At 68.4% G+C, this 20,023-nt stretch carries 13 protein-coding genes and 3 pseudogenes; 8 read left to right on the top strand and 8 right to left on the bottom strand.

Features of this window, described 5'->3' with window-relative positions:
* The first annotated feature begins 155 nt into the window (after window positions 1-155).
* The 4 genes from lpqN (at window position 156) to MPSD_RS05345 (ending at window position 4,522) form a co-directional block, all read left to right on the top strand.
* Window positions 156-842 carry an envelope biogenesis lipoprotein LpqN gene (gene lpqN / locus MPSD_RS05360; protein ID WP_020788621.1) on the top strand — a complete coding sequence of 229 codons (687 nt, stop codon included), beginning with the start codon at window positions 156-158 and terminating at the stop codon, window positions 840-842.
* A gap of 203 nt (window positions 843-1,045) precedes the next feature.
* The gene (locus MPSD_RS05355; RefSeq protein ID WP_020788622.1) at window positions 1,046-2,341 is read left to right on the top strand and encodes a haloacid dehalogenase-like hydrolase; all 1,296 of its coding nucleotides are present in this window, start codon (window positions 1,046-1,048) and stop codon (window positions 2,339-2,341) included.
* A gap of 113 nt (window positions 2,342-2,454) precedes the next feature.
* A complete protein-coding gene (locus tag MPSD_RS05350) occupies window positions 2,455-2,940 on the top strand; it encodes a hypothetical protein (RefSeq protein ID WP_036426909.1) in 486 nt (161 codons plus the stop codon).
* 61 nt (window positions 2,941-3,001) lie between these two features.
* Window positions 3,002-4,522 (top strand): alpha/beta fold hydrolase, encoded by a 1,521-nt coding sequence (locus tag MPSD_RS05345; RefSeq protein WP_086085053.1) that lies wholly within the window; start codon window positions 3,002-3,004, stop codon window positions 4,520-4,522.
* On the opposite strand, the pseudogene MPSD_RS05340 reads toward MPSD_RS05345, so the two are convergent.
* Window positions 4,497-5,281: pseudogene (locus MPSD_RS05340) on the bottom strand (Mut7-C RNAse domain-containing protein). The gene MPSD_RS05345 and the pseudogene MPSD_RS05340 sit on opposite strands and share 26 nt — an antisense overlap.
* A 168-nt stretch (window positions 5,282-5,449) precedes the next feature.
* On the opposite strand from MPSD_RS05340, the pseudogene MPSD_RS31025 reads away from it, so the two are divergent.
* A pseudogene (locus tag MPSD_RS31025) lies at window positions 5,450-7,589 on the top strand (FUSC family protein).
* 42 nt (window positions 7,590-7,631) lie between these two features.
* On the opposite strand, the gene MPSD_RS05330 reads toward MPSD_RS31025, so the two are convergent.
* Entirely contained in the window at window positions 7,632-8,435 is an 804-nt protein-coding gene (locus MPSD_RS05330; RefSeq protein ID WP_086085052.1) for a sigma 54 modulation/S30EA ribosomal C-terminal domain-containing protein, read from the bottom strand.
* Window positions 8,436-8,724: 289 nt separating this feature from the next.
* Between MPSD_RS05330 and MPSD_RS30680 the strand changes: the two genes are divergently transcribed.
* Both MPSD_RS30680 and MPSD_RS30675 read left to right on the top strand, forming a co-directional pair.
* Window positions 8,725-10,692 carry a PE family protein gene (locus tag MPSD_RS30680; RefSeq protein ID WP_232022759.1) on the top strand — a complete coding sequence of 656 codons (1,968 nt, stop codon included), beginning with the start codon at window positions 8,725-8,727 and terminating at the stop codon, window positions 10,690-10,692.
* 93 nt (window positions 10,693-10,785) lie between these two features.
* Window positions 10,786-12,366 (top strand): PE-PGRS family protein, encoded by a 1,581-nt coding sequence (locus tag MPSD_RS30675; RefSeq protein ID WP_265339067.1) that lies wholly within the window; start codon window positions 10,786-10,788, stop codon window positions 12,364-12,366.
* Here MPSD_RS30675 and MPSD_RS05320 read toward each other — a convergent pair.
* From MPSD_RS05320 to galT, 3 genes are read right to left on the bottom strand one after another with little or no spacing between them, the layout of a single operon-like run.
* On the bottom strand, window positions 12,363-13,469 hold the full coding sequence (locus tag MPSD_RS05320) for a TIGR03086 family metal-binding protein (RefSeq protein WP_232022758.1): 1,107 nt from the start codon (window positions 13,467-13,469) through the stop codon (window positions 12,363-12,365). The genes MPSD_RS30675 and MPSD_RS05320 overlap by 4 nt on opposite strands.
* The gene (locus tag MPSD_RS05315) at window positions 13,466-14,566 is read right to left on the bottom strand and encodes a galactokinase (protein WP_020788630.1); all 1,101 of its coding nucleotides are present in this window, start codon (window positions 14,564-14,566) and stop codon (window positions 13,466-13,468) included. Before MPSD_RS05315 ends, MPSD_RS05320 begins: the two co-directional genes overlap by 4 nt.
* Window positions 14,563-15,651, bottom strand: a complete 1,089-nt coding sequence (gene galT, locus MPSD_RS05310) for a galactose-1-phosphate uridylyltransferase (RefSeq protein WP_174524060.1) — start codon at window positions 15,649-15,651, stop codon at window positions 14,563-14,565. Before galT ends, MPSD_RS05315 begins: the two co-directional genes overlap by 4 nt.
* A 100-nt stretch (window positions 15,652-15,751) precedes the next feature.
* Between galT and MPSD_RS05305 the strand changes: the two genes are divergently transcribed.
* A complete protein-coding gene (locus MPSD_RS05305) occupies window positions 15,752-16,921 on the top strand; it encodes an FAD-binding domain (protein WP_020788632.1) in 1,170 nt (389 codons plus the stop codon).
* Here MPSD_RS05305 and MPSD_RS05300 read toward each other — a convergent pair.
* The 3 genes and pseudogenes from MPSD_RS05300 to MPSD_RS30155 form a co-directional block, all read right to left on the bottom strand.
* Window positions 16,906-18,298: pseudogene (locus MPSD_RS05300) on the bottom strand (cytochrome P450). The gene MPSD_RS05305 and the pseudogene MPSD_RS05300 overlap by 16 nt on opposite strands.
* A 198-nt stretch (window positions 18,299-18,496) precedes the next feature.
* Window positions 18,497-19,732: an amidase family protein gene (locus MPSD_RS05295; RefSeq protein WP_262491644.1), complete on the bottom strand. Its 1,236-nt coding sequence runs from the start codon at window positions 19,730-19,732 to the stop codon at window positions 18,497-18,499.
* Between the two features lie 4 nt (window positions 19,733-19,736).
* Window positions 19,737-20,000: an amidase family protein gene (locus MPSD_RS30155; RefSeq protein WP_252872055.1), complete on the bottom strand. Its 264-nt coding sequence runs from the start codon at window positions 19,998-20,000 to the stop codon at window positions 19,737-19,739.
* Window positions 20,001-20,023: the final 23 nt, after the last annotated feature.

The raw sequence follows: 20,023 nt of genomic DNA, 5'->3' as shown, positions 1-20,023 counted from the left end.
ATCGGTTCCAGGGCAACCGCCGGCATCCGCCGGCTCGACACCGTTAGCACCGGTAGTTGGGGCATTGCCGCAACGCTGCGCACCGGTTGGGCTAATGTCGGTCCGGATGTCGCCGGAGCAGATACCGGGGCCCCAAAATTCAGGAGATGCAAGACATGAAGGACCTCACCGCGGTGCTGGCAACTGCGGCGCTAAGCCTGACGCTGGTTGCCTGCGGGTCTGGCACGACGAGTGACAACAAGACCTCCACATCGACGTCCACGTCCACGTCCACGTCGACGTCCACCACGACGTCGGCGACCAGCCCAACACCGGGCGCCCAAGCCAACTACACGATCGCTGACTACATCCGGGACAACGACATCCAGGAAACCCCCGTGCACCACGGCGACCCCGGATCCCCGAACATCGATCTGCCGGTACCCGACGGCTGGCAACTGCTACCCGAAGGCTCGGGCGCACCCTACGGTGGCATCGCCTACACCCAACCCGCTGATCCCAGCGACCCGCCCACCATCGTGGCGATCTTGTCCAAACTCACCGGCAACGTCGAGGCCGCCAAGATTCTCGAATTCGCCCCGGGCGAGCTGAAAAACCTGCCCGGGTACGAGGGCAGCAACAACGGCAGTGCCTCCACACTCAGCGGCTTCCAGGCATGGCAGCTCGGCGGTTCCTACACCAAGAACGGCAAGCAGCGGGCGGTCGCGCAGAAGACGGTGGTGATCCCCAGCCAGGACGGCCTGTTCGTGCTTCAGCTCGACGCCGATGCCCTCGACAGCGAGCAAGACGTGTTGATGGATGCCACCAGCGTGATCGACGACCAGACCAAGATCACCCCCTAGCCGGGCGCGCCAACCAAAACGCACCGCGGAGCTGCACGCACTCCGCGGTGCGTTTTTCCTATCCCGTCCGCCAGGCCGGCGTGGCGCCGTCGCCTTGCGGGGCAGGCCGACCCGCAATCAGTCACAATCGTCAGGTCGGACAAGCGACTCAGCTTCCGATCAAGCCGCTGGCCGGTGTTCGTTGACATGACGAAGGGCGCCCATTGATACCACCGGCCCGACTCATCGTTGCGCTGTTGGCAGTGGCGACTCTGCTTGGCGGCGTCAGCGGTTGCTCGACCGATCGACCCACCAGCCCAGCATCCGGCGATCACGGGTCCGGCTGTCGTGAACTCGACGCGTCCCTTGAATGGCATGACGGCGTACGCGAGTTTCTGCAATCCGCCATCAATGCCAACAGCAAGTGCACCGGCACCGCCGACGGCGCTGCACACAAGGTCGCGATCTTCGACTGGGACAACACCGTCGTCAAGAACGACATCGGTTATGCGACCAATTACTACATGCTGACGCACGATTTGGTGCTGCAGCCCGCCAACCAGGATTGGCACAACACGGGGCGCTACCTGACCGATGCGGCCGCCGACGCGCTGAGTGCGGCTTGCGGCAAGGATGCGCCCGCCGGCGAGCCGCTTCCGACCAGCAGCAATGCGTTGTGCGCGGACGAGATCCTGTCGCTTCTTGGGGGCCAAACGACGACGGGACGGCCCGCTTTTGCCGGCAGTGACGCGCGTCGCCTGGAGGGTTCCTACGCCTGGGGCAACGCGCTGTCGGCCGGCTACAGCGCCGAGGAACTCGCCCAATTCGCCGCCGCGGCAAAGCAACAGAACCTCGCCGCCGATGTCGGCGCCACCCAGAAGGTGGGCACTGAGGATGTCGACGGCTACATTCGCGTCTATCCGCAGATCAAAGACCTCATCGCGACTCTGCAGGCCCATGGCATCGACGCCTGGGTGGTGTCGGCATCTCCCGAACCGGTCATCAAGGTGTGGGCGGGCGAAGTGGGCATCGATGACCAGCACGTCGTGGGTGTCCGCAGCGTTGCCGACCGATCCGGGAAACTGACCGCTCATCTCCTCGGCTGCGGCGGGGTTCGCGACGGCGAGGATTCGGTGATGCCGTTTGCCGACGGCAAGCGTTGTTGGGCCAATCAAGTCATCTTCGGCGTTGACGGCCCGCAAGCCTTCGACCAACTCCCGCAGGACCGTCGCCAGGTGCTTGCTGCGGGTGACTCGAACAGCGACGCCACCTTCGTGGGCGACGCGACCGCGGTGTCACTGGCCATCAACCGCAACAAAGCCGAGCTCATGTGCCGGGCCTACGACGGCCTGTACGCCAAAGGCGGCAAGTGGGCCGTCAACCCGATGTTCATGGACCCGCTCCCCCAGCACCCGCCGTATCCGTGTGGGCAGGCGTTCGTCAACTCCGACGGGTCGAAAGGACCGGTCCGCGACGCCGCCGGCAACCCCATCGCGGACCAGGTCGACTCGATCTTCTGATCGGTGGGTGCCTGCCACTGCGACGCTGCTGGGCGGGGCCGGCGTGATCGCCGAACAGAGCTGCACTCGCGGCGGCACTACCGCGCACCATCGTGTTGTCCTACGGTGTTTGCATGACAGAGCAGTCGTATCCGGTGGAGGTGGAGCATCCACCGTCAGCACTACTTCGTGCCATCAACCCGGTGCTCGGTTTTCTCTTGCGCACACCGCTCGCCGGCTCACTGGGCAACCAGCTGATGGTGCTCGACTTCACCGGCCGCAAGTCGGGACGGCACTTCTCACTTCCGTTGAGCGCCCATGTCATCGACAACGTGCTGTACGCCCTGACCGGCGCCGCATGGAAGTACAACTTCAGCGGTGGCGCCACCGCCCAGGTAGTGCACAACGGGAAGACGACCGCCATGCGCGGCGACCTCATCCGGGACCCGGACGTGGTCGCCGACCTGTGTCTGCGATGTGCCCGGTCTTACGGCCTGCGCCGCGCGCAGCGGATGATGGGTTTGAAGTTTCGCGACCGGCGGATCCCCACGCTCGAGGAGTTCACCGAGGCCGTCGACCGGCTGCAGTTTGCCGCGATCAAGTTGACTCCGGCCGGGTGACACTTCAGAAACCGTGCGAAATACATTGCGAAATAACGCTTCCCATGTTCTACGCGGGACCATGGCCTGGCTGTTGTGTGTGGTGATAGCGGTGAGCCTGGTCGCGTGTGGCGGTGGGCGCCAAAAGACTCACTACGACGCGGCGCCATGTCCGGAGCCGAATTTTCCCGGCGTGCCCCAGGCGGAGCTGGGAGCCAACTACAGCTGCGGTTATCTCACCGTCCCGGAAAATCGCCTCGATCCGCAGAGTCGCACCATCCGACTCCTGGTGGCACGGGTAAAAGCGGTCAGCGACAAGCCCAAGGCCGACCCCATCGTCTACCTCGCGGGTGGACCCGGGGGCGCCGCAACACTGAGCGCACCCCGGGTTGTCGCCGGCGGTTTGAACGCCGACCGCGACGTCATCTTCGTCAACCAGCGCGGCACCCTACACAGCGATCCACACCTGAGCTGTCCGGAAATGGATGACTTCGCGGTGCGGGCCCTCGATTTGGACTTCGAGGCCCCGGCTACCGCGGATCTGGACGCGGCGGCCGTCACCGCATGCCGAAACAGGCTGGTGGCTGAGGGCTTTCATCTGGCGTCCTACAGCTCACGGGAGAACGCGGCGGACATCGCTGCGCTACGCAAGCAACTGGGCATCGAGAAGTGGAACATCTACGGGGTCTCATACGGCAGCGACCTGGCGCAGCAGCTGCTGCGTACCCACCGCGAAGGCATCCGGTCTATGGTGTTGGACTCGGTGGTCCCGACGTCGTTCAACCTGATCGACCGCTGGTGGCAAGCCCCCGCAAGCGGCCTGGCCGCGATCATTGGAGCGTGCAATGACCAACCCGGGTGCGCGCAAGCCTATCCGGATCTGGCAACGGTGTTCGTCAACGTGGTCAGCACGCTGAGCCGGAAACCCTTGAAGGTCAGCACCTCTGATGCCAACGGCGACCCGGTGCAGGTCACTATCGATGGGTTCAAGGTGGTGCCCCTGGCGCTCAGCTGGAGCGCCGGCCCAGCCAAGGTGACCGACATTCCGCGGATGATATTCGCGCTGGCCAGGGGTGAGGGCAGGCTGGCCGCCGCCGGGATTGCCGAGACTGTCCCGCCACCCGAGCAACGCGGCCTGCTGGGCGCCGGTCTGGCGCTGGGCACCTACTGCCAGGAGATGGCCAACTGGACCACGCCGGAGCAGGCGCTGTCGCGGGCACGAACAGCGATCCCCGGCCTGCCCGATTCGGTGCTGCGCATCACCCCGACCGGCAGTTGGATCTTCCGCGAGTGCGCCGCCTGGGGGTTGGGTAGATCCGACACTGCCGATCGTCTGTCGGTGTCCAGCGGGGTGCCCACCCTCATCCTGTCGGGCACGTTCGACTCCAGCACCGCGCCACAGTGGGCCGAGGAGATCACCCCCGGGCTGGGCAACTCGCAGCTGGTGCGGTTTCCCGGGGTGGGCCATGGTGTCCTGCCGAATTCGGCGTGCGCCCAGTCGATCGTGACGGCATTCGTCGACGATCCGAGCCGCGACATCGACAAATCCTGTGTCTGGAAAATGACGATGCCCACCTTCAGTCTGCCCGAGCCGGCCCGCTAGCCAGCTGGCCGAGGATTGCCTGCACCAGCCCGGCCAGCCGGGCATGATGGGAGCCGGCCCAGTAGATCCGTCCGCAGTCCGAGCAACGGCTGAAATCGTCGTAGTGCTGGCGAGTCAGCGGCTCCAGGCGATCGATGACCTCTTCCTTGGCAACCGGGACCAAGCGGCCGTTGCACCGCACGCAGCGCGACAGGGGCGCCAACCGCTGCCGCAGGTCCAATCGCCGTATCACTTCGAGCAGCTGTTCCTGGGGTTGCTGGGAGTGCACGAACAGGCCATGGGTGACCGCACGACGCTTCAGCAGCCCGCTGTCGCGGGTGAGCAGGATCCGCTGCTCGGCCAGGCTGATGTCGACCAGCGCCGGGTCGTCGGCCACGCTGGACCACCAAACATCGAGTCCGAGTAGTCGCATCAGCCGGGCGAGCCGACCGAGATTGACGTCGACCACAAACCGTGGATGACGCAGCGGCACCGGCCGCAGCCTGCTGGTCAGCCCGATGTCGAGCGCCTCGAACATCGGGTACACGGCGATCCGGTCGCCGGCCGCCGGCCGGTGGCCGGTGGCCGGTGGCCGAACTCTGCGGGTTCTCCGTTCACCAGGATGAGATCGATCTCGGTGTGCGGGATGCCCATCGCCTCCAGCACATCCTTGACCGTCTGATGGCTGCGGAACGGCCGGCGCACGGTCGCGCCGCGTGCCTGGGGCTCCAGGAAGTCGCCGAGTTCGGCGTAGGCCCGGACGTCCAGATAGCCGTCCATCATTCATATGTACCGCGCGGGACGCCCGGCGAGCCCATCCACCCGATCCGCGGCATGCTTTCCGTAACGTCGTGAGCAGCGACTAGACCACAAGAAGGATGGTTCGGGGTGTCCCGTCGAGATGACGTGCAGGGCCGGCCGGCCGTTGACACCCGGATACCGGAGTCGATGGCGGCACGTTTGCAGCGGGCACAGAGCTGGGCAATTGGCTCCGACCCCGGACTGCTGCGGCTACGGATGGCCACTCGGACCACCGCGGCGCTGGGCTGTTCGCTGCTGGTGTTGTACCTGCTGACGATGGCGACCGGGCAGCCGTTGACCGTCGCTCTGATCGGTGTCGTCATCACCATGATCGCGGCCCGTTCCGTCGATGATCCCGACTCCCGACAACAGCAGATCACCATGGCGCTGCTGCCGGTACCCGCGGCGCTGTCGATCAGCGTGGCCGCGCTGCTCGCGCCGCACCTGATCGCCGCCGAGGTGGCGTTCGTGGTGATCGTGTTCGCCGCGGTCTATGTCCGCCGCTTCGGGCCGCGTGGACGGGCGCTGGGCATGGTCGCATTCATGGCCTACTTCTTCAGCCTGTATCTGCGGGCCGGGGTGGCCCAGTTGCCCTGGATGATCGGCGCCGTGCTGGTGGGCACCCTGTGCACGTTTGTGATGAGCACCCATGTGCTGCCCGACCGCCCAGAAAGTGTGCTGCGCGCCACGATTCGCTCGCTGCGAGCGCGGATGGCGATCGTGGTGGACACCGCCGCCGACACCGTGCGAGCGGGTCGGCTCGATGAGCGGCGGCGCCGCCGCATGCGGGCCCGGATTGCCCGGCTCAACGAGACCGCTTTGCTGGTGCAGAGCCAGATCGAGGACAAGACCCATCCCGCCACGCTGTGGCCGGGGATCAGCGCAGAGCAACTCGCACCGTGGCTGTTCGACGCCGAACTCTCGGTCGAATGGGTCGCCATCGCGGGCCACCGTGCCATGGCCATCGCCGAGGAGATACCGGCCGCCACCCGTATCGAGCTGGCTGACACGCTTACCCAACTCGCGTGGGCCATCCGGGGGCCGCGAACCGAGGGCCTGCACCAGGCCGCCAGCCGGGCTCAGCGGCTCCTGGACGGTCAGCCCGCCCCGGCCCCGACCGACGACCCGAGCCAGGGCGCCGTGCGCCCCGCCCGATCCGGACAACAACGACGTGGTGCAGCCGGTACCCGAGGACACTGCGGCAGATGGTGGGCCCGGCGAAGCCGGGCTGGCGCCCACCACACGACAAGCCATCCAGGTCAGCATCGCGGCGTCACTGGCCATCGTCACCGGCGAGTTGGTTTCGCCGCTGCACTGGTATTGGGCGGTGATTGCGGCATTCGTGGTCTTTGCCGGCACCAATTCGTGGGGCGAAACCCTCACCAAGGGTTGGCAGCGGTTACTGGGCACCGTGCTCGGCGTGCCCTGCGGCGTGCTGGTCGCCACGGTGGTCGCCGGCGACAAGGTCTTCTCGGTCGTCATGATCTTCGCGTGCCTGTTCTTCGCCGTCTATTTCATGCAGGTCACCTACAGCCTGATGACGTTCTGGATCACCACGATGCTGGCGCTGCTCTACGGGCTGCTCGGCAAGTTCACCTTCGGTGTGCTGATGCTGCGGATCGAGGAGACCGCGATCGGCGCCGTCATTGGCGTTGCCGTCGCAATCCTGGTGCTGCCGACCACCATTGGCACGGTGGTACGCCGCGATACCCGGGCCTTCTTGACGACGCTGTCCGAATTGATCGAGATCTCCATCGCGACCATGTTCGACGACGACGTGACCGACAGCCCCACCGAGCGGGCGCGTGAACTCGACCGAGACCTGCAGCAGTTCCGGGTCACGGCCAAACCGATGCTCGCTGGTGTCGCCGGATTCGCCGGCCGAAGAAGCATCCAGCACTCGGTGCGGTTGCTCACCATCTGTGACCGCTACGCACGGATTCTGGCCCGCCGAAGCGAGCAATACCTGGATCCGGGATGTCCCCACGGACTTTCCGATGCCATCACGACCGCGGCGGCCCAGATCCGGCGCAACATCGACGCGCTGGTCACTGCCCTCGACGGGACCCAGGACGTGGCCATCACGCCCGCCGCCGACTCCCTCGATGCGGCCGAGGCGGTGGTCAGGCAGCACGCCGATGGCCTCGATCGGGCCGACCCCGGGTCCAATCCGCGTCACCTGCTGGCCGCGGTGAACTCGCTGCGCCGGATCGAAGGTGCTGTCGTCAACGCGGCCGTCCATTTCGGCGCCGACGCAGACCTGATGGCGCACGATCAGCCAGGGTGAATCGCGCCGGCGCGGCTGCCGAGCCGGTCCGCAATTCCGCGGCTAACCGGCCGGCGTAATCAACCCGTAGTGCCCGTCATAGCGGCGGTATAGCACCCCGGCGCGGCCCTGGGCGGCATCGATGAAGAACAAAAACGGTAGACCAAGGACGCCAAGTCGCTCGGCCGCCTCCGCCTCGGTCAGAATGGGCGCCGGATGCGGGCTGATGGACAGCGGCAGCTCGAACGGGCTGAGCTGATCGGCGGTAGCGGGTGCAACCAGCGCCAACCGATAGCCGGTCGGACCGCCGCGGTAGAGGACGCCGGCCATGCCCGTGCCCTGCTCGGTGAAAAGGTGGAAATCGTAGTCGAGCAAACCCATTTCGGTGGCGGCGTCATCGACCGTGCAGGGCGCCATGGTGAACGACTTGCGGCGGATGACCTCGCGTTCCTCGGGCGGACGCGGAAAGTAGGTGTCGCGTTGCCGGGGCTCGGATTCGTGCCGCCATTCGGCGCGACCGGCGTCGGGCTGCTGACCGCGTCGAGCCTCCCAGTGCTCGGCCACCCGCTCCAGCCGGCGCCGCAGTCGCGCATCGAGCCGATCGATCGCCTCCTGCGCGGTAACGCCATGAACCTGGGCGCGGACCAACCGCCCGTCGACGTTGAAATTGGCCTGCGCGACCACCGGTCGCGACACCGCCGGATCGGGATGCTGGGAGATTCGAACGCGGGCAGAAAGCACCGGCCGGTGCGCCAAGCGGCCGAGTTGGCCGATCTTGGTGCGCGCGTATTCGGCCGCACCGGGCAAGTCGCCGCGGGCGCTCACCTCGACATCGATAACGGGTGGCAAATCTGCTTTGTGCCGCATGACTCATTCCTACGCGGCGAATCTGGATGCGGGGCAGGGCCAAAGGTCCTCGCGCCAGGGACGGAAAGTCACCCCCGGCAAGTCCGGGCCTTGACGATCGGCCCATCCACCGCACGTCCGAGCACTGTGCAATTTGCCCTTTCGCCGCCTACCTGTGAGTGGGACTCTTCGAGCAGAAACATCGCGACCGGGATGCATTCGGCTGCAGCGTCGCATCTGACTGCAATACGCCTTGCTGGCATTGAACCTAAGCCGATAAGCGGGTTACCAGGATCTCTCGGAGGGGCACATGTCGTTCACGGTCGTGGAGCCGCAGATGTTGACGGCGGCCGCCGCGGATCTAGCGAAGATTGGTGCGGCGATCGATACGGTGAGCACCGCGGCAGCCGCCTCGACCACCAACTTGCTGCCCGCGGCCGCTGATGAGGTGTCGGCGGCCATCGCCTCACTGTTCGGCACCCATGCCCTGGCGTATCAAGCCATTGGCGCGCAGGCTGCGACGTTTCATGACGGGTTTGTGCAAGCGCTGTCGCGGGCGGCGAGTCGGTATGCGGCCAGCGAAGTGGCCAGCGTCGAGCAGAACCTGCTGGGGCTGATCAACGCGCCGACGCAGGCGCTGTTCGGTCGCCCACTGATCGGCAACGGCGCCGATGGCGCACCCGGTGCCGATGGCGCACCCGGTACCGGACAGACCGGACAGGCGGGCGGGCTCTTGTGGGGCAATGGCGGCGCCGGCGGATCTGGAGCGCCCGGCCAGTCCGGCGGCAACGGCGGGGCCGCCGGATTCATTGGCTCCGGCGGCAGCGGTGGAACCGGCGGGGCAGGCGGTTGGGCCGCCGCGGGAGCAACCGGTGGCATCGGCGGGCAGGGCGGCGCCGGCGGATGGCTTTACGGAAACGGTGGAATCGGTGGGCAGGGTGGAGCCGGTGCGCTGGGCGGGGCGGGCGGTAGCGGCGGGGCCGCCCGGCTCTTCGGCATCGGCGGGGCCGGCGGCGCCGGCGGCCACGGAGTGGCCGGCACCGCGGGAACCACGGCCAGCAGCGCGGGTGTTTCCGGCACCGATGGCGGGGCCGGCGGCATCGGCGGTGATGGCGGAGCCGGCGGCGCCGGCGGGCTGTTGATCGGTAATGGCGGGGCCGGCGGCCTCGGCGGATTGGGTGGGGTCGGCGGGGATGGCGGCAACGGTGGGGCCGGCGGGGCCGGCGGGGATGGTGGCGGCGGGGGCAAGAGCGGCTGGCTCGGCCTCGCGGGTGCGCACGGCGGCGGTGGGACGGGCGGATCCGGCGGCGCGGGTGGGGCTGCCGGTGACGGCGGCGACGGCGCTACCGGCGTCAGCGGGGGGGACGGGAGTTCCGGCGGCAACGGGGGCAATCCGGGCGTCGGCGGGGCCGGCGGAGCCGGCGGCACCGGTGCCGGCGGAGCGCGCGCCGCAGACGGCGCCACCGGCAACAGTCCCACCAGCGGCGGCAACGGCGGCAACGGCGGGGCCGGCGCGGACGCCATCGGATCGGGCCAGTCCGGTGGCGCGGGCGGCGCCGGCGGCAACGGGGGCCGAGTCGGCAACGGCGGCAACGGTGGGGCCGGCGGTAATGGCTTCCTGGGGGCACCCGCATTTTCCAGCAATCCCGGCGGCAACGGCGGCAACGGTGGGGCCGGCGGAGCCGGCGGAAACGGTGGCATCCAGGCCGGTAACGGCGGTGATGGTGGCGCGGGCGGACACGGTGGTGCCGGGGCGACCGGCGGCAGCGGCACCAACGGTTTTGACGAGGCTTTCTCAGGCGCCGACGGCTCGCCCGGCGGTAACGGGGGCAAGGGCGGCACGGGTGGAGCCGGCGGCAACGGCGGGACCGCCGGTCTGGCGCTGGCGGCCACGGGTCACGACGGCGGCCACGGTACGGGTGGGGCCGGGGGCAACGGCGGGGCGGGCGGCTCCGCGGGTAACGGGGGCAACGGCGCCAAGGGAGTCAGCGGCGTCAACAACGGCACCGGCGGCAATGGCGGCGACGGCGGTACCCCTGGCATCGGCGGGACCGGTGGGGCCGGCGGCGACAGCGGCGGCGGCAGCCACGGGGCCACCGGCTCCGACGGCGCCACCCCCACAGCGGCGGCAACGGCGGAAAGGGTGGCGACGGCGCTGATGCCACCGGCTTTGGCCAAACCGGCGGTAATGGCGGTCGTGGTGGCAATGGTGGCCTGGTCGGCAACGGCGGCGACGGCGGGACGGGCGGGGCCGGCGGGACCGGCCTGGGGGGCCTGACCAACAGCTTCCCCGGCTCGTCGGGCACCGGCGGCGATCCCGGTGGCACCGGCGGCAACGGTGGCGCTGGCGGCTCCGGCGGCTTTTTTGCCGGTGACGGCGGCAACGGCGGCGCCGGTGGGGTCGGGGGCACCGGCGGTGACGGCGGCAACGGCGCTACCGGCGGCACCGGCGCCACCGCGGGTGCCAACGGTCAAGACGGCGGCAACGGCGGGACCGGAGGAACCGGTGGGCAGGGCGGGGCGGGCGGGGCCGGCGGGGCCACCTTCACCGGCAAGGCGGGGACCCAAGGCGCGGGTGGGGCCGGCGGAGACGGCGGGGCCGGCGGCAACGCGGGCAACGGCGGCAGCGGCGCTACCGGTGCCGACGGCGCCACCGTCGGCAACGGCGGTGCAGGCGGGACTGGCGGGCAGGGCGGCGCTGGCGGCGACGGCGGCGCGGGCGGTAACGGCGGAGGCGGCGGTGCGGGCGGTAACGGCGGCAGTGGCGCCAACGGCGCGGACGGCAGCATTTCGGGCCTCGGCGGCCAGGCCGGCGGCAACGGCGGCGCGGGCGGCTCCAGCCCGCAGGGCAGCGGCGGAGGCGGCGGCAACGGCGGCGCCGGCGGTAGGGGGCGACGCCGGGCTGCAGGAGGGTGGGGGCGGAACCGGCGGTGACGGCGGCAACGGCGGCAACGGCGGCAACGGCAATGCGGGCGGCGGGCCCGGGATCGGCGGCAACGGCGCCGAGGGCGGCGCCGGCGGCAGCGGGGGCAGTAGCTCGGGCAACGGCGGCGCCGGCGGCAAGGGTGGGTCCGGTGGCACTGGAGGTGCGGGGCAGTTCGGCAACACCGGCGGCACCGGCGCCAACGGCACTTTCGACAATGGCGGGGATGGTCGCGGCGGCGCTGGCGGCACCGGCGGTACCGGCGGCACCGGCGGCACCGGCGGCAACGGGGGCGTAGGCGGAAATGGCGGGGCGGGCGGCAAGGCGATCTCGCCAACGGGCCAGGATGGCGCCCAGGGCGCCGGCGGAAATGGCGGAGCCGGGGGCACCGGTGGAAACGGCGGCTTCGGCGGTAGCGGAGGCAGCGGCGCGGACGGCACGCTGTTCAGCAGCCTGGCCGGGACGGGCGGCACCGGCGGTAACGGCGGCACCGGCGGCGACGGTGGAGCCGGTGGTGCGGGCGGCGCTCCCGGCACCGGTTTGATCCCGGGTAGCACTGGCGCGGCGGGTGCAACCGGCCGCGCCGGAACGGGCGGATTCGGCGGGAACGGGGGTTTGGGCTCGGCCTTCGGTCCCGGCGGCACCGGCGGCGACGGCGGCAGCGGCGGCTCCAGCAGCACCAGCGCCGGCGGTGGCGGCGGGACCGGCGGCGCCGGCGGGACCGGGTTCGACGGCAGTGCTGGTGGGGCCGGCGGGAACGGGGGCCAGGGTGGCGACGGCCTCGGGACGGCCGGAGACGGCGGCAACGGCGGCACGGGCGGCAAGGGCTCCAACGCCCCCATCGGCTTCTCGTTCGACGGCGCGGGCGGCAAGGGCGGAACCGGTGGCACCGGCGGAACCGCGCACCTGGGCCCGTTGGCCATCCACGGCCAATCCGGCGATCCCGGTCAGTCGGGGCCCCCCGTGGTTGACGGCAACGGCGGAGCCGGCGGCCAAGGTGGGCCTGGCGGCGCTGGCGGCAGCTTCTAGCTCCCCGGGTCTGCCCGTATCGGGCTGGTCAAGCCCGTTGGGTGCACCGGCCGGCGGCCGGTGAAGGCGATCAGCCGATCAAGCACCGGGGCAAAGGCGCCGACCGCCACCGGCGCGGCGAAGCCCGCGGAATTGCGTGCTGCCGGGGTGATCACCTTGCCGGCGACCGTGAGCACATACTCGGTCACCGTGTCGGACACCACCACCCGCCGATCGGTTGCGAACGCGAAATCCCAAGCATGAACCAGCAATTCCAGACAGAGAATGCCCACCGGCACCGCGGCAGGAACTTGGTTAGCGTTCAGTTCGACGGTGCCGTCCACGCCCCGTCGCCGCCACGCTTCCAGCACGGCCTGGCCCGCATCCGCCACTTGGGTTTCCAGGGGCGCATCCAGATCGCGCGGTGCCAGCTGTGCACCGGCAGCGCTGCCGATGATCGTCAGAGAACGCATCAGGTGGTCGGCAAGCTGCACGACATCGTATTGGCTGCACGGCGTTTGGCGCGCCAGGTCGGCAGGCTCGAGCGCACGCAGCACGTGCTGAACCACTGCCAATGTCGCTTCCGCACAGGATAATTCGTCAAGCGGATCGGGAACCGCCGCCCATTCATCGGGGCCGGCGTCCCCCTGCAGGGCGGCGGCGACCAGCCGATCCAGATAGTGGCTCCAGCCCTCGGCGTGACGAGCGGCCTGTTGCTCGGTCAGCCCCTCGTGGACCAACCGGATCTCGGTGCCGTCGGGGGCCGGCGCCAGCGTGACGGTCACCGTCGACTCCCCCGGCGCTGGATCGCCGTAGCCTTCCCAGCCCCAGGACAAGACCAGCCGCTGACCCGGGTCCGCTTCGACAACGGCTCCCACCGCGGTGTGTCCCGGAGTCACCGTCCAGCGGTACACACCCGCGTCGTAAGGCTCGATGCGAGCCGTGATGGCCATCCAGCGCCGCAGGCCTTCGGGTCGGGTGAACAGCGCGAAGCTCTGGGCTGGATCCACCGGCAGAACGACTGCATTTTCCAACGGCATGGCGCGCTCTCCTGAGACGGTTTCCGCCGGTCGACCAGGCGAGGCTGGCTCATAGCCCGAGTCTAGGCTCTCTGGCGAGTTCAACTTCGCGCGTTGCCGCGCAGCGGGCCGGCTCCCGCCGCGGCATGGGCTCGGGAGATCGCCGGCGGTGGGTAACCGGCGCCACGCACCTCGCGGTGCACCGCTGCGATCACGGCTTCCACTCCGGCTTCGACCACCAAGGCGATCACGCAGCCGCCGAACCCCCCGCCGGTCATTCGGGCGCCCAGGGCACCCGCGCGGACCGCGGCATCGGCGATCAGGTCGATGTGTTCGGTGGTGATTTCGAAGTCGTCGCGCATCGACGCGTGCGAGGCGGTGAAGATGCGCCCGGCGGCGGTGAAGTCGCAATCACGCAGCGCGGCAACGAATTCATGCACGCGCCGGTTTTCGGTCAGCACGTGGCGGGCGCGACGAGCATCGATGGGGTCGCCGATCGCGGTCAGCGACGAGAGCTCCGCGACGTCGCGCAAGGACGGCGCGTGCAGCGCCTTGGCCGCCCGCTCACACGAGGCGCGCCGTGCCGCGTATTCGCCGCCGGCGTGCCGATGCCGGGCCCGGGAATCGATGAGCAGTAGGGCAACCCCGTGGGCATCCGGATCAAACTGGACCGCCTGCACGCTCAGGTCCCGGAAGTCGATCAGCAGCGCGGTCGCCGGCGCCCCGAAAAGCGCGGCCAGTTGGTCGAGTAAACCCGTTGGGGCCCCGACGTATTCGTTTTCGGCCCGCTGCGCGAGCCGGGCCTGCTCGATCCGGTCGATCTCGACACCGGCCGCCGACGTGATCGCCCCCAGCACCGCACACTCGAGCGCGGCCGAGGATGAGAGCCCCGAGCCGATCTCGACGTCGCTGCTGATCGATATCGCGCCGCCGGACACCGGATGACCCGCGCAGCGTAGCGCCCAGATCACCCCGGCCACGTATCCGGCCCAGCCGCTCACCCCACCGGGCACGGTGTCCAGCGGAATCCGCACCGCGCCGTCCATCAGGTCGCTGCTGGCGGTGAGCGCATCGCCGTGGTCGGGCACAAGCGTCGCCACCGCGCGCTGCGGCAGCGCGATCGGCAGCGCCCAGCCCAGGTTGTAGTCGGTGTGCTCCCCGATCAGATTGATCCGCCCCGGTGCGGCGTAGCGGATGGTCACCCGAGTTCCCGCAGCCGCTCGGCCACCGTTTCCGGTGTCACGTCACTGATGAACGCGCCCATCGCCGACTCGGAGGCGGCGAGGTATTTCAGCGCCGTCGCGCTGCGACGGATAGACATCAGCTCCACATGAAAATAGCCCTCGCGCTGGGCTTCGGTGTCGCGGTATTGATGCAGCGCGGAAATGTAGGGCAGCGGGCCCGAATACATCCGGTCGAACCGGCGCAACACGTCGAGATAGATCTCGGTGAACTCGTTGCACTCAGCGGCATCGAGATCAACAAGGTTGCGCACGAACCTATTCGGGTAGATGTGCACCTCGACCGGCCAGCGCGCGGCGAACGGCACGAACGCGGTGAACCGGTCACCGCGGGCGACGATGCGGCTACCGTCGGCAACCTCGCGTGCCAGCAGATCTTCGAACAGATTGCAGCCGTGCCGCATTCGATGCCGGCCGGCTTGCTCGAGCATGACCGAGGTGCGGGGGGTGAGGAACGGGTAGCCGTAGATCTGACCGTGCGGATGGGTGAGGGTCACGCCGATTTCCTCACCACGGTTCTCGAAGCAGAACACCTGCTCGATACCCGGCTGACCGATCAGGTCGCCGGTGCGATGCCGCCACGCCTCGATGACCAGGCGGGCATGCGGAGCCGGCAGATCGGCGAACGAGCCGCCGTGGTCGCTGGAGAAGCAGATCACCTCGCAGCGGCCATCGCCCGGCGCCGACACAAAGCCGTCGCCACCCGGTGGCGGCCCACCACTGCCCGACAGGCTCGGAAATCGGTTCTCGAAGACCACGACGTCATAGTCGCGCGCCGGCACCTCGCTGGTCAGCCCGGTCGGGCTCGGACACAGCGGACACTGATCCGGCGGCGGTTTGTAGGTGCGGTCCTGACGCAGGGCCGCGACGATCACCCACTGCCCCGTTGATCGGTCGAACCGCAGCTCCGATTGATGCGGATGCCGTGGCGGCAGCGGGCGGCGGTCGGCCACCGGCGCCGGAACGTTCCCGGGCAACGCGAAAAAGAGCACCTCACGGCCATCGGCCAGCTTCGCCCGGGTCGGCGCCGTCACGATATCGAACACTAACCGAACCGAGGCGAGGGCAGCGGCCATCCCCGCCGTTGCTGGCGTGCGGTGTGATCCCCGCCGCACACAGAATCATGCCGCGGGGCACAATTGCAGTGTGAAAGTAGCGATCAGCGGCGCCGGCGTAGCGGGAGCGGCACTTGCCCACTGGCTGCATCGAACCGGCCACACCCCGACATTGATCGAGCGGGCACCGAAATTCCGTACCGGCGGCTACATGATCGACTTTTGGGGCGTTGGCTATCAGGCGGCCAAACGAATGGGCATCGAGGACCCGGTCCGCGCCGCGGGATACCAGATTGAGCGATTGCGTTCGGTCGGCTCCCGCGGCGAAGTCAAGGCCGACCTGAACGTGGACGTCTTTCGCCGGATGATCGGCGAGGATTTCACCAGCCTGCCCCGCGGTGACCTGGCCGCCGCGATCTATGCCACGGTCGAGGACAAGGTCGAAACGATTTTCGGCGACTCCATCACCGCCATCGACCAGCACAGCGACGGCGTCCATCTCACCTTCGAGAAAAATGCGCCGCGCGATTTCGATCTACTCATCGGCGCCGACGGATTGCACTCCAACGTGCGCCGTCTGGTTTTCGGACCGGAGCACGACTATGAGCACTACCTTGGCTGCAAGGTCGCGGCCTGCGTGGTTAACGATTACTGGCCGCGCGACGAGCTGACGTACGTCCTCTACAACATTCCCGGAAAGCAAGTGGGGCGCGTTGCGCTGCGCGGCGCGCGCACCATGTTTCTGTTCATCTTTCGCGATGAGCACGACGGCGCCGACCTCACACCAAAAGAGCAGTCGCGCAACCAATTCGGTGATGCCGGCTGGGAGTGTAATGAAATCTTGGCCGCACTGGACAACGTTGATGACCTCTACTTCGATGTGGTGAGCCAGATCAAGATGGACCGCTGGTCACGCGATCGGGTGCTGCTGATCGGAGACGCGGCCGGGTGCATCTCACTGCTCGGCGGCGAGGGCACCGGTCTAGCCATGACCGAGGCGTATGTGCTGGCCGGGGAACTGGAGCGCGCCGGCGGCGACCACCGCCGCGCTTTCGATGCCTACGAGGCGCAGTTGCGCCCCTTCATCGCGGACAAGCAGGCCGGGGCGGCCAGGTTCATCGGGTTTTTCGCCACGCGCACCCGATTTGGTTTGTGGTTCCGCAACATTGCGATGCGCACGATGAACATCGGCCCGTTGGCAACGCTTTTCGCCGGTAGCGTGCGCGACGACTTCGAACTGCCCGACTACGACTTGGCGTGAGCGACCGGGCAGCCCGGCGCCTCCGGCACCGCCGGTGACACCGCGGTGATCGCGCGGACACGGATGCGCGCGTCCCGGTGCGGCACCAAGATGACGTGTTTGAGCTTGTAGCGCTCGTCGGGTGCTGTGGTGGTGGCCAAGTCAACCCGGCGCAGAATCTCGCGCAGCACGACCCGCATCTCGACCATGGCGAAGGTCGCCCCGAGGCAGCGTCGATTTCCGCCGCCGAACGGCAGCCACGTGGTCGGGGTCAGGGTCGCGTCGATCATCCGATCGGGGTCGAACCGGTCCGGGTCCGGATACACCTCGGCATTGGCGTGCACCAGACCGATACCGGCCACCACCATGGTTCCGGCCGGCAGTTGATAGCCGGCCAACTCGGTGGGTTCGGTCAGGATGCGGCCCACGTCGAACACCACCGGGCGGATGCGCAGCGTCTCTTTTGCCAGGGCGTCGAGATACTCGTCGCCGGATGGATCACCCGCCGCGCTGGCCTCGGCCGCCCGCACCGCCTTGGCCAGTATCGCCGGGTGGCGGGTCAGCCGCTCCAGCGCCCAGGCCAAGCCGGTGGCCGTGGTGTCGTGCCCGGCTACCAGCAGAGTCATCAGTTGGTCGCGTAGTTCCTCGTCGGTCATCCGGCCCGACGGTTTGGCGGTGTCCCCGTCGACCGCCCGGACCAGCGTGGCCAGCACGTCGGTGCGTTCGGCGAGATTCGGGTCGGCGCGCCGCTCGGCAATCTCGGCGTAAAGCAGCTCGTTGGCCTCGTCGATAGCGCGGCGCAACCGGCGCCAGGCACGGCGACTCAGCAGGTCCGGCTTGGCAAGCGCCAGCGTCTCCCACGGCCCCACGTTGAGTAGCCGCGGCATGACCTTGCGCAGGGCGGCCAGCCGGTCCGGGTCGGTGGCACCGATCACGGTGCGCAGGATCACCTCGAGGGTGCTCTCAGCCATCTTGGGAGCGACCGCAAAAGGTCCGGCCCACCGGCCACCCGGCGATGTTCTCCGCTGCGATCTCGGACATCAGCTGAGCCTGGTGCGCAACGGCTTCACGTTGGAAGGGCGGCAGCATCATGCGACGCCGGTCGCGGTGCACATCGTCGTCGACCACCAGCAACGAGCTCTCTCCGAGCAGTCCGGCCAGCATCGTGTTGGCTTCGCCGGCATGAAAGACGCGCGGATCTCCGGCGAACACCTTCTTGATCACCACCGGATCGGTCACATTGACCATGGTGCCCAGCCCCGCCACGCGCAGCGTGAAAACGCTGCCGTAGCGGCGTTTGCAGGCGGTGAGGAATCTCGGGGCGTGCCGCAACATGAGCGCAGCCTGCACCGCGCGGGGAAGACAAGGTCCGGGTGGCAGCGTGGCGGTTTTCGTCATGACGGTGATTTTACGGGCGTTGTCGAGAACAAAGATCGGGTTTCACAGAGAGCAAAATTGTTGCGCTAGCGGCAACTACTTGCTACCCGGTCCAAATATAAATTACACCAACATATTTCACGCTGTTCAATTTCCGGATTCGGTGAATGATCTTGAAAGACAGTCGCTACCGCTTAGCTCTTTGCCATTTAGGTTGACTTAGGTTGACAGCGTTGGCACAAACCGAGGCGGCCGCCGAACCCCGGTGGCCTGTTCGAAGGCGTAGGCATACCCGATGAGTTTGGGTTCCTGGAATGCGCCGGCGAACAACGACAGGCCGACCGGCAGACCACAGAAATAACCGGCGGGAACGCAGATGTGGGGGTAGCCGGCGACCGCCGGTGGCGTCGAGCAACCGCCGGGCAGGATGTTGTCACCGACGACCGGGTCGATGGCAAACGCCGGTGAACCCTCGGTGGGCGCGACGATCGCATCCAGCCGGTGCTCGCGCAGCGCCTTGTCGATGCCGTCGGCACCTGCGCGGCGGCGCAGTTCGGCCCGCACCCGCAGGTACTGCGAGTCGGTGAGGTCGCCCTTGGCTTGCGACTGCTCGAGAAACTCCTGCCCGAAGTACGGCATCACCTGGCCGGCGTGGGCTCTGTTGAACGCGATGAGTTCGTCGAGGCTGCCGACCGCGGCGCGCGGATGGGCGCCGAGATAGCCATTCAAACTCGCCTTGAGCCCATAGCGGAACAGTTCGAGTTCGAGATCGCCGAAGAAGGGCAGCGAACTGGCCTGGATCGGATCGACGATCTCGGCGCCCAGCGCCGCCAGCTGACCGAGCGCACCCTCGATCAGTGCATCCGTCGCCTCGTGCGCACCGAAGCGCTCCCGGGCCACACCGAGTCGGGCCCCCTGCAGGGCTGCCGGGTCAAGAAATCGGCGATAGTCGGTTGCCGTGTGCGCGCCGCCCGCTCGCGTTGTCGGGTCACTGTCATCGACACCCGTCATCACCGTCAACAGCGTCGCAACGTCGGTGACGGTGCGCGCCATCGGGCCCACCATGTCCTGTGGCGATGCCACACCGATGACTCCGGAACGGCTTAGCAGGCCCACCGTTGGCTTCAGACCGACGATCGAGTTGCTCGATGCCGGCCGCACGATGGAACCGTCGACCTCTGCGCCGAGGGCGGCCACACACAGGTTGGCCGCCACCGCGACCGCCGAACCCGAGCTGGAGCCCAGCGGACTTCGGTCCAGCACGTAGGGGTTTCGCACCTGTCCGCCGCGACTGCTCCAGCCACTGCACGGCCGCGTGGAGCGCATATATCCCCACTCGCTCATGTTCGCTTTTCCGAGGATCGCTGCGCCAGCATCGCGTAATTGCTTGACCACAAATGCATCTCGAGTAGCGATGTTGCCCTCTAGGGCCAGCGAACCGGCCGTTGTGGCCATCTTGTCACCGGTTGTCGATGCTGTCTTTGATGACGACGGGGACACCGTGCAACGCCCCACGAATCCGTCCCCCGCTTCGCTCGGCATCGAGCGCCTCGGCGATCGCGAGGGCGTCGGGGTTAACCTCGATGATCGACCGCAGCATCGGACCGGATTGGTCGATCTCGCGGATCCGTCTCAAGTAGCAGTCAGTCAGGCCGGCGGCGGTCCACTCCCCCCGCTCGAAGGCCGTCTGGGTTTCGGCGATGGTGAACTCGGGCAACTCCATGAGATCCCTCCGGAAGCGGTGCC

Source organism: Mycobacterium pseudoshottsii JCM 15466, from assembly GCF_003584745.1.
Taxonomy (GTDB): Bacteria; Actinomycetota; Actinomycetes; order Mycobacteriales; family Mycobacteriaceae; genus Mycobacterium; species Mycobacterium marinum.
This window is presented reverse-complemented; position numbering and strand designations above follow the sequence as displayed.

What these genes read in the sequence shown, in the direction of transcription:
- lpqN (WP_020788621.1), top strand. Translation starts at nt 156, where the DNA reads ATGAAGGACCTCACCGCGGTGCTGGCAACTGCGGCGCTAAGCCTGACG.
- MPSD_RS05350 (WP_036426909.1), top strand. Translation starts at nt 2,455, where the DNA reads ATGACAGAGCAGTCGTATCCGGTGGAGGTGGAGCATCCACCGTCAGCA.
- MPSD_RS05345 (WP_086085053.1), top strand. Translation starts at nt 3,002, where the DNA reads ATGGCCTGGCTGTTGTGTGTGGTGATAGCGGTGAGCCTGGTCGCGTGT.
- MPSD_RS05330 (WP_086085052.1), bottom strand. Translation starts at nt 8,435, where the DNA reads ATGCGGCACAAAGCAGATTTGCCACCCGTTATCGATGTCGAGGTGAGC.
- MPSD_RS30680 (WP_232022759.1), top strand. Translation starts at nt 8,725, where the DNA reads ATGTCGTTCACGGTCGTGGAGCCGCAGATGTTGACGGCGGCCGCCGCG.
- MPSD_RS05295 (WP_262491644.1), bottom strand. Translation starts at nt 19,732, where the DNA reads ATGGCCACAACGGCCGGTTCGCTGGCCCTAGAGGGCAACATCGCTACT.
- MPSD_RS30155 (WP_252872055.1), bottom strand. Translation starts at nt 20,000, where the DNA reads ATGGAGTTGCCCGAGTTCACCATCGCCGAAACCCAGACGGCCTTCGAG.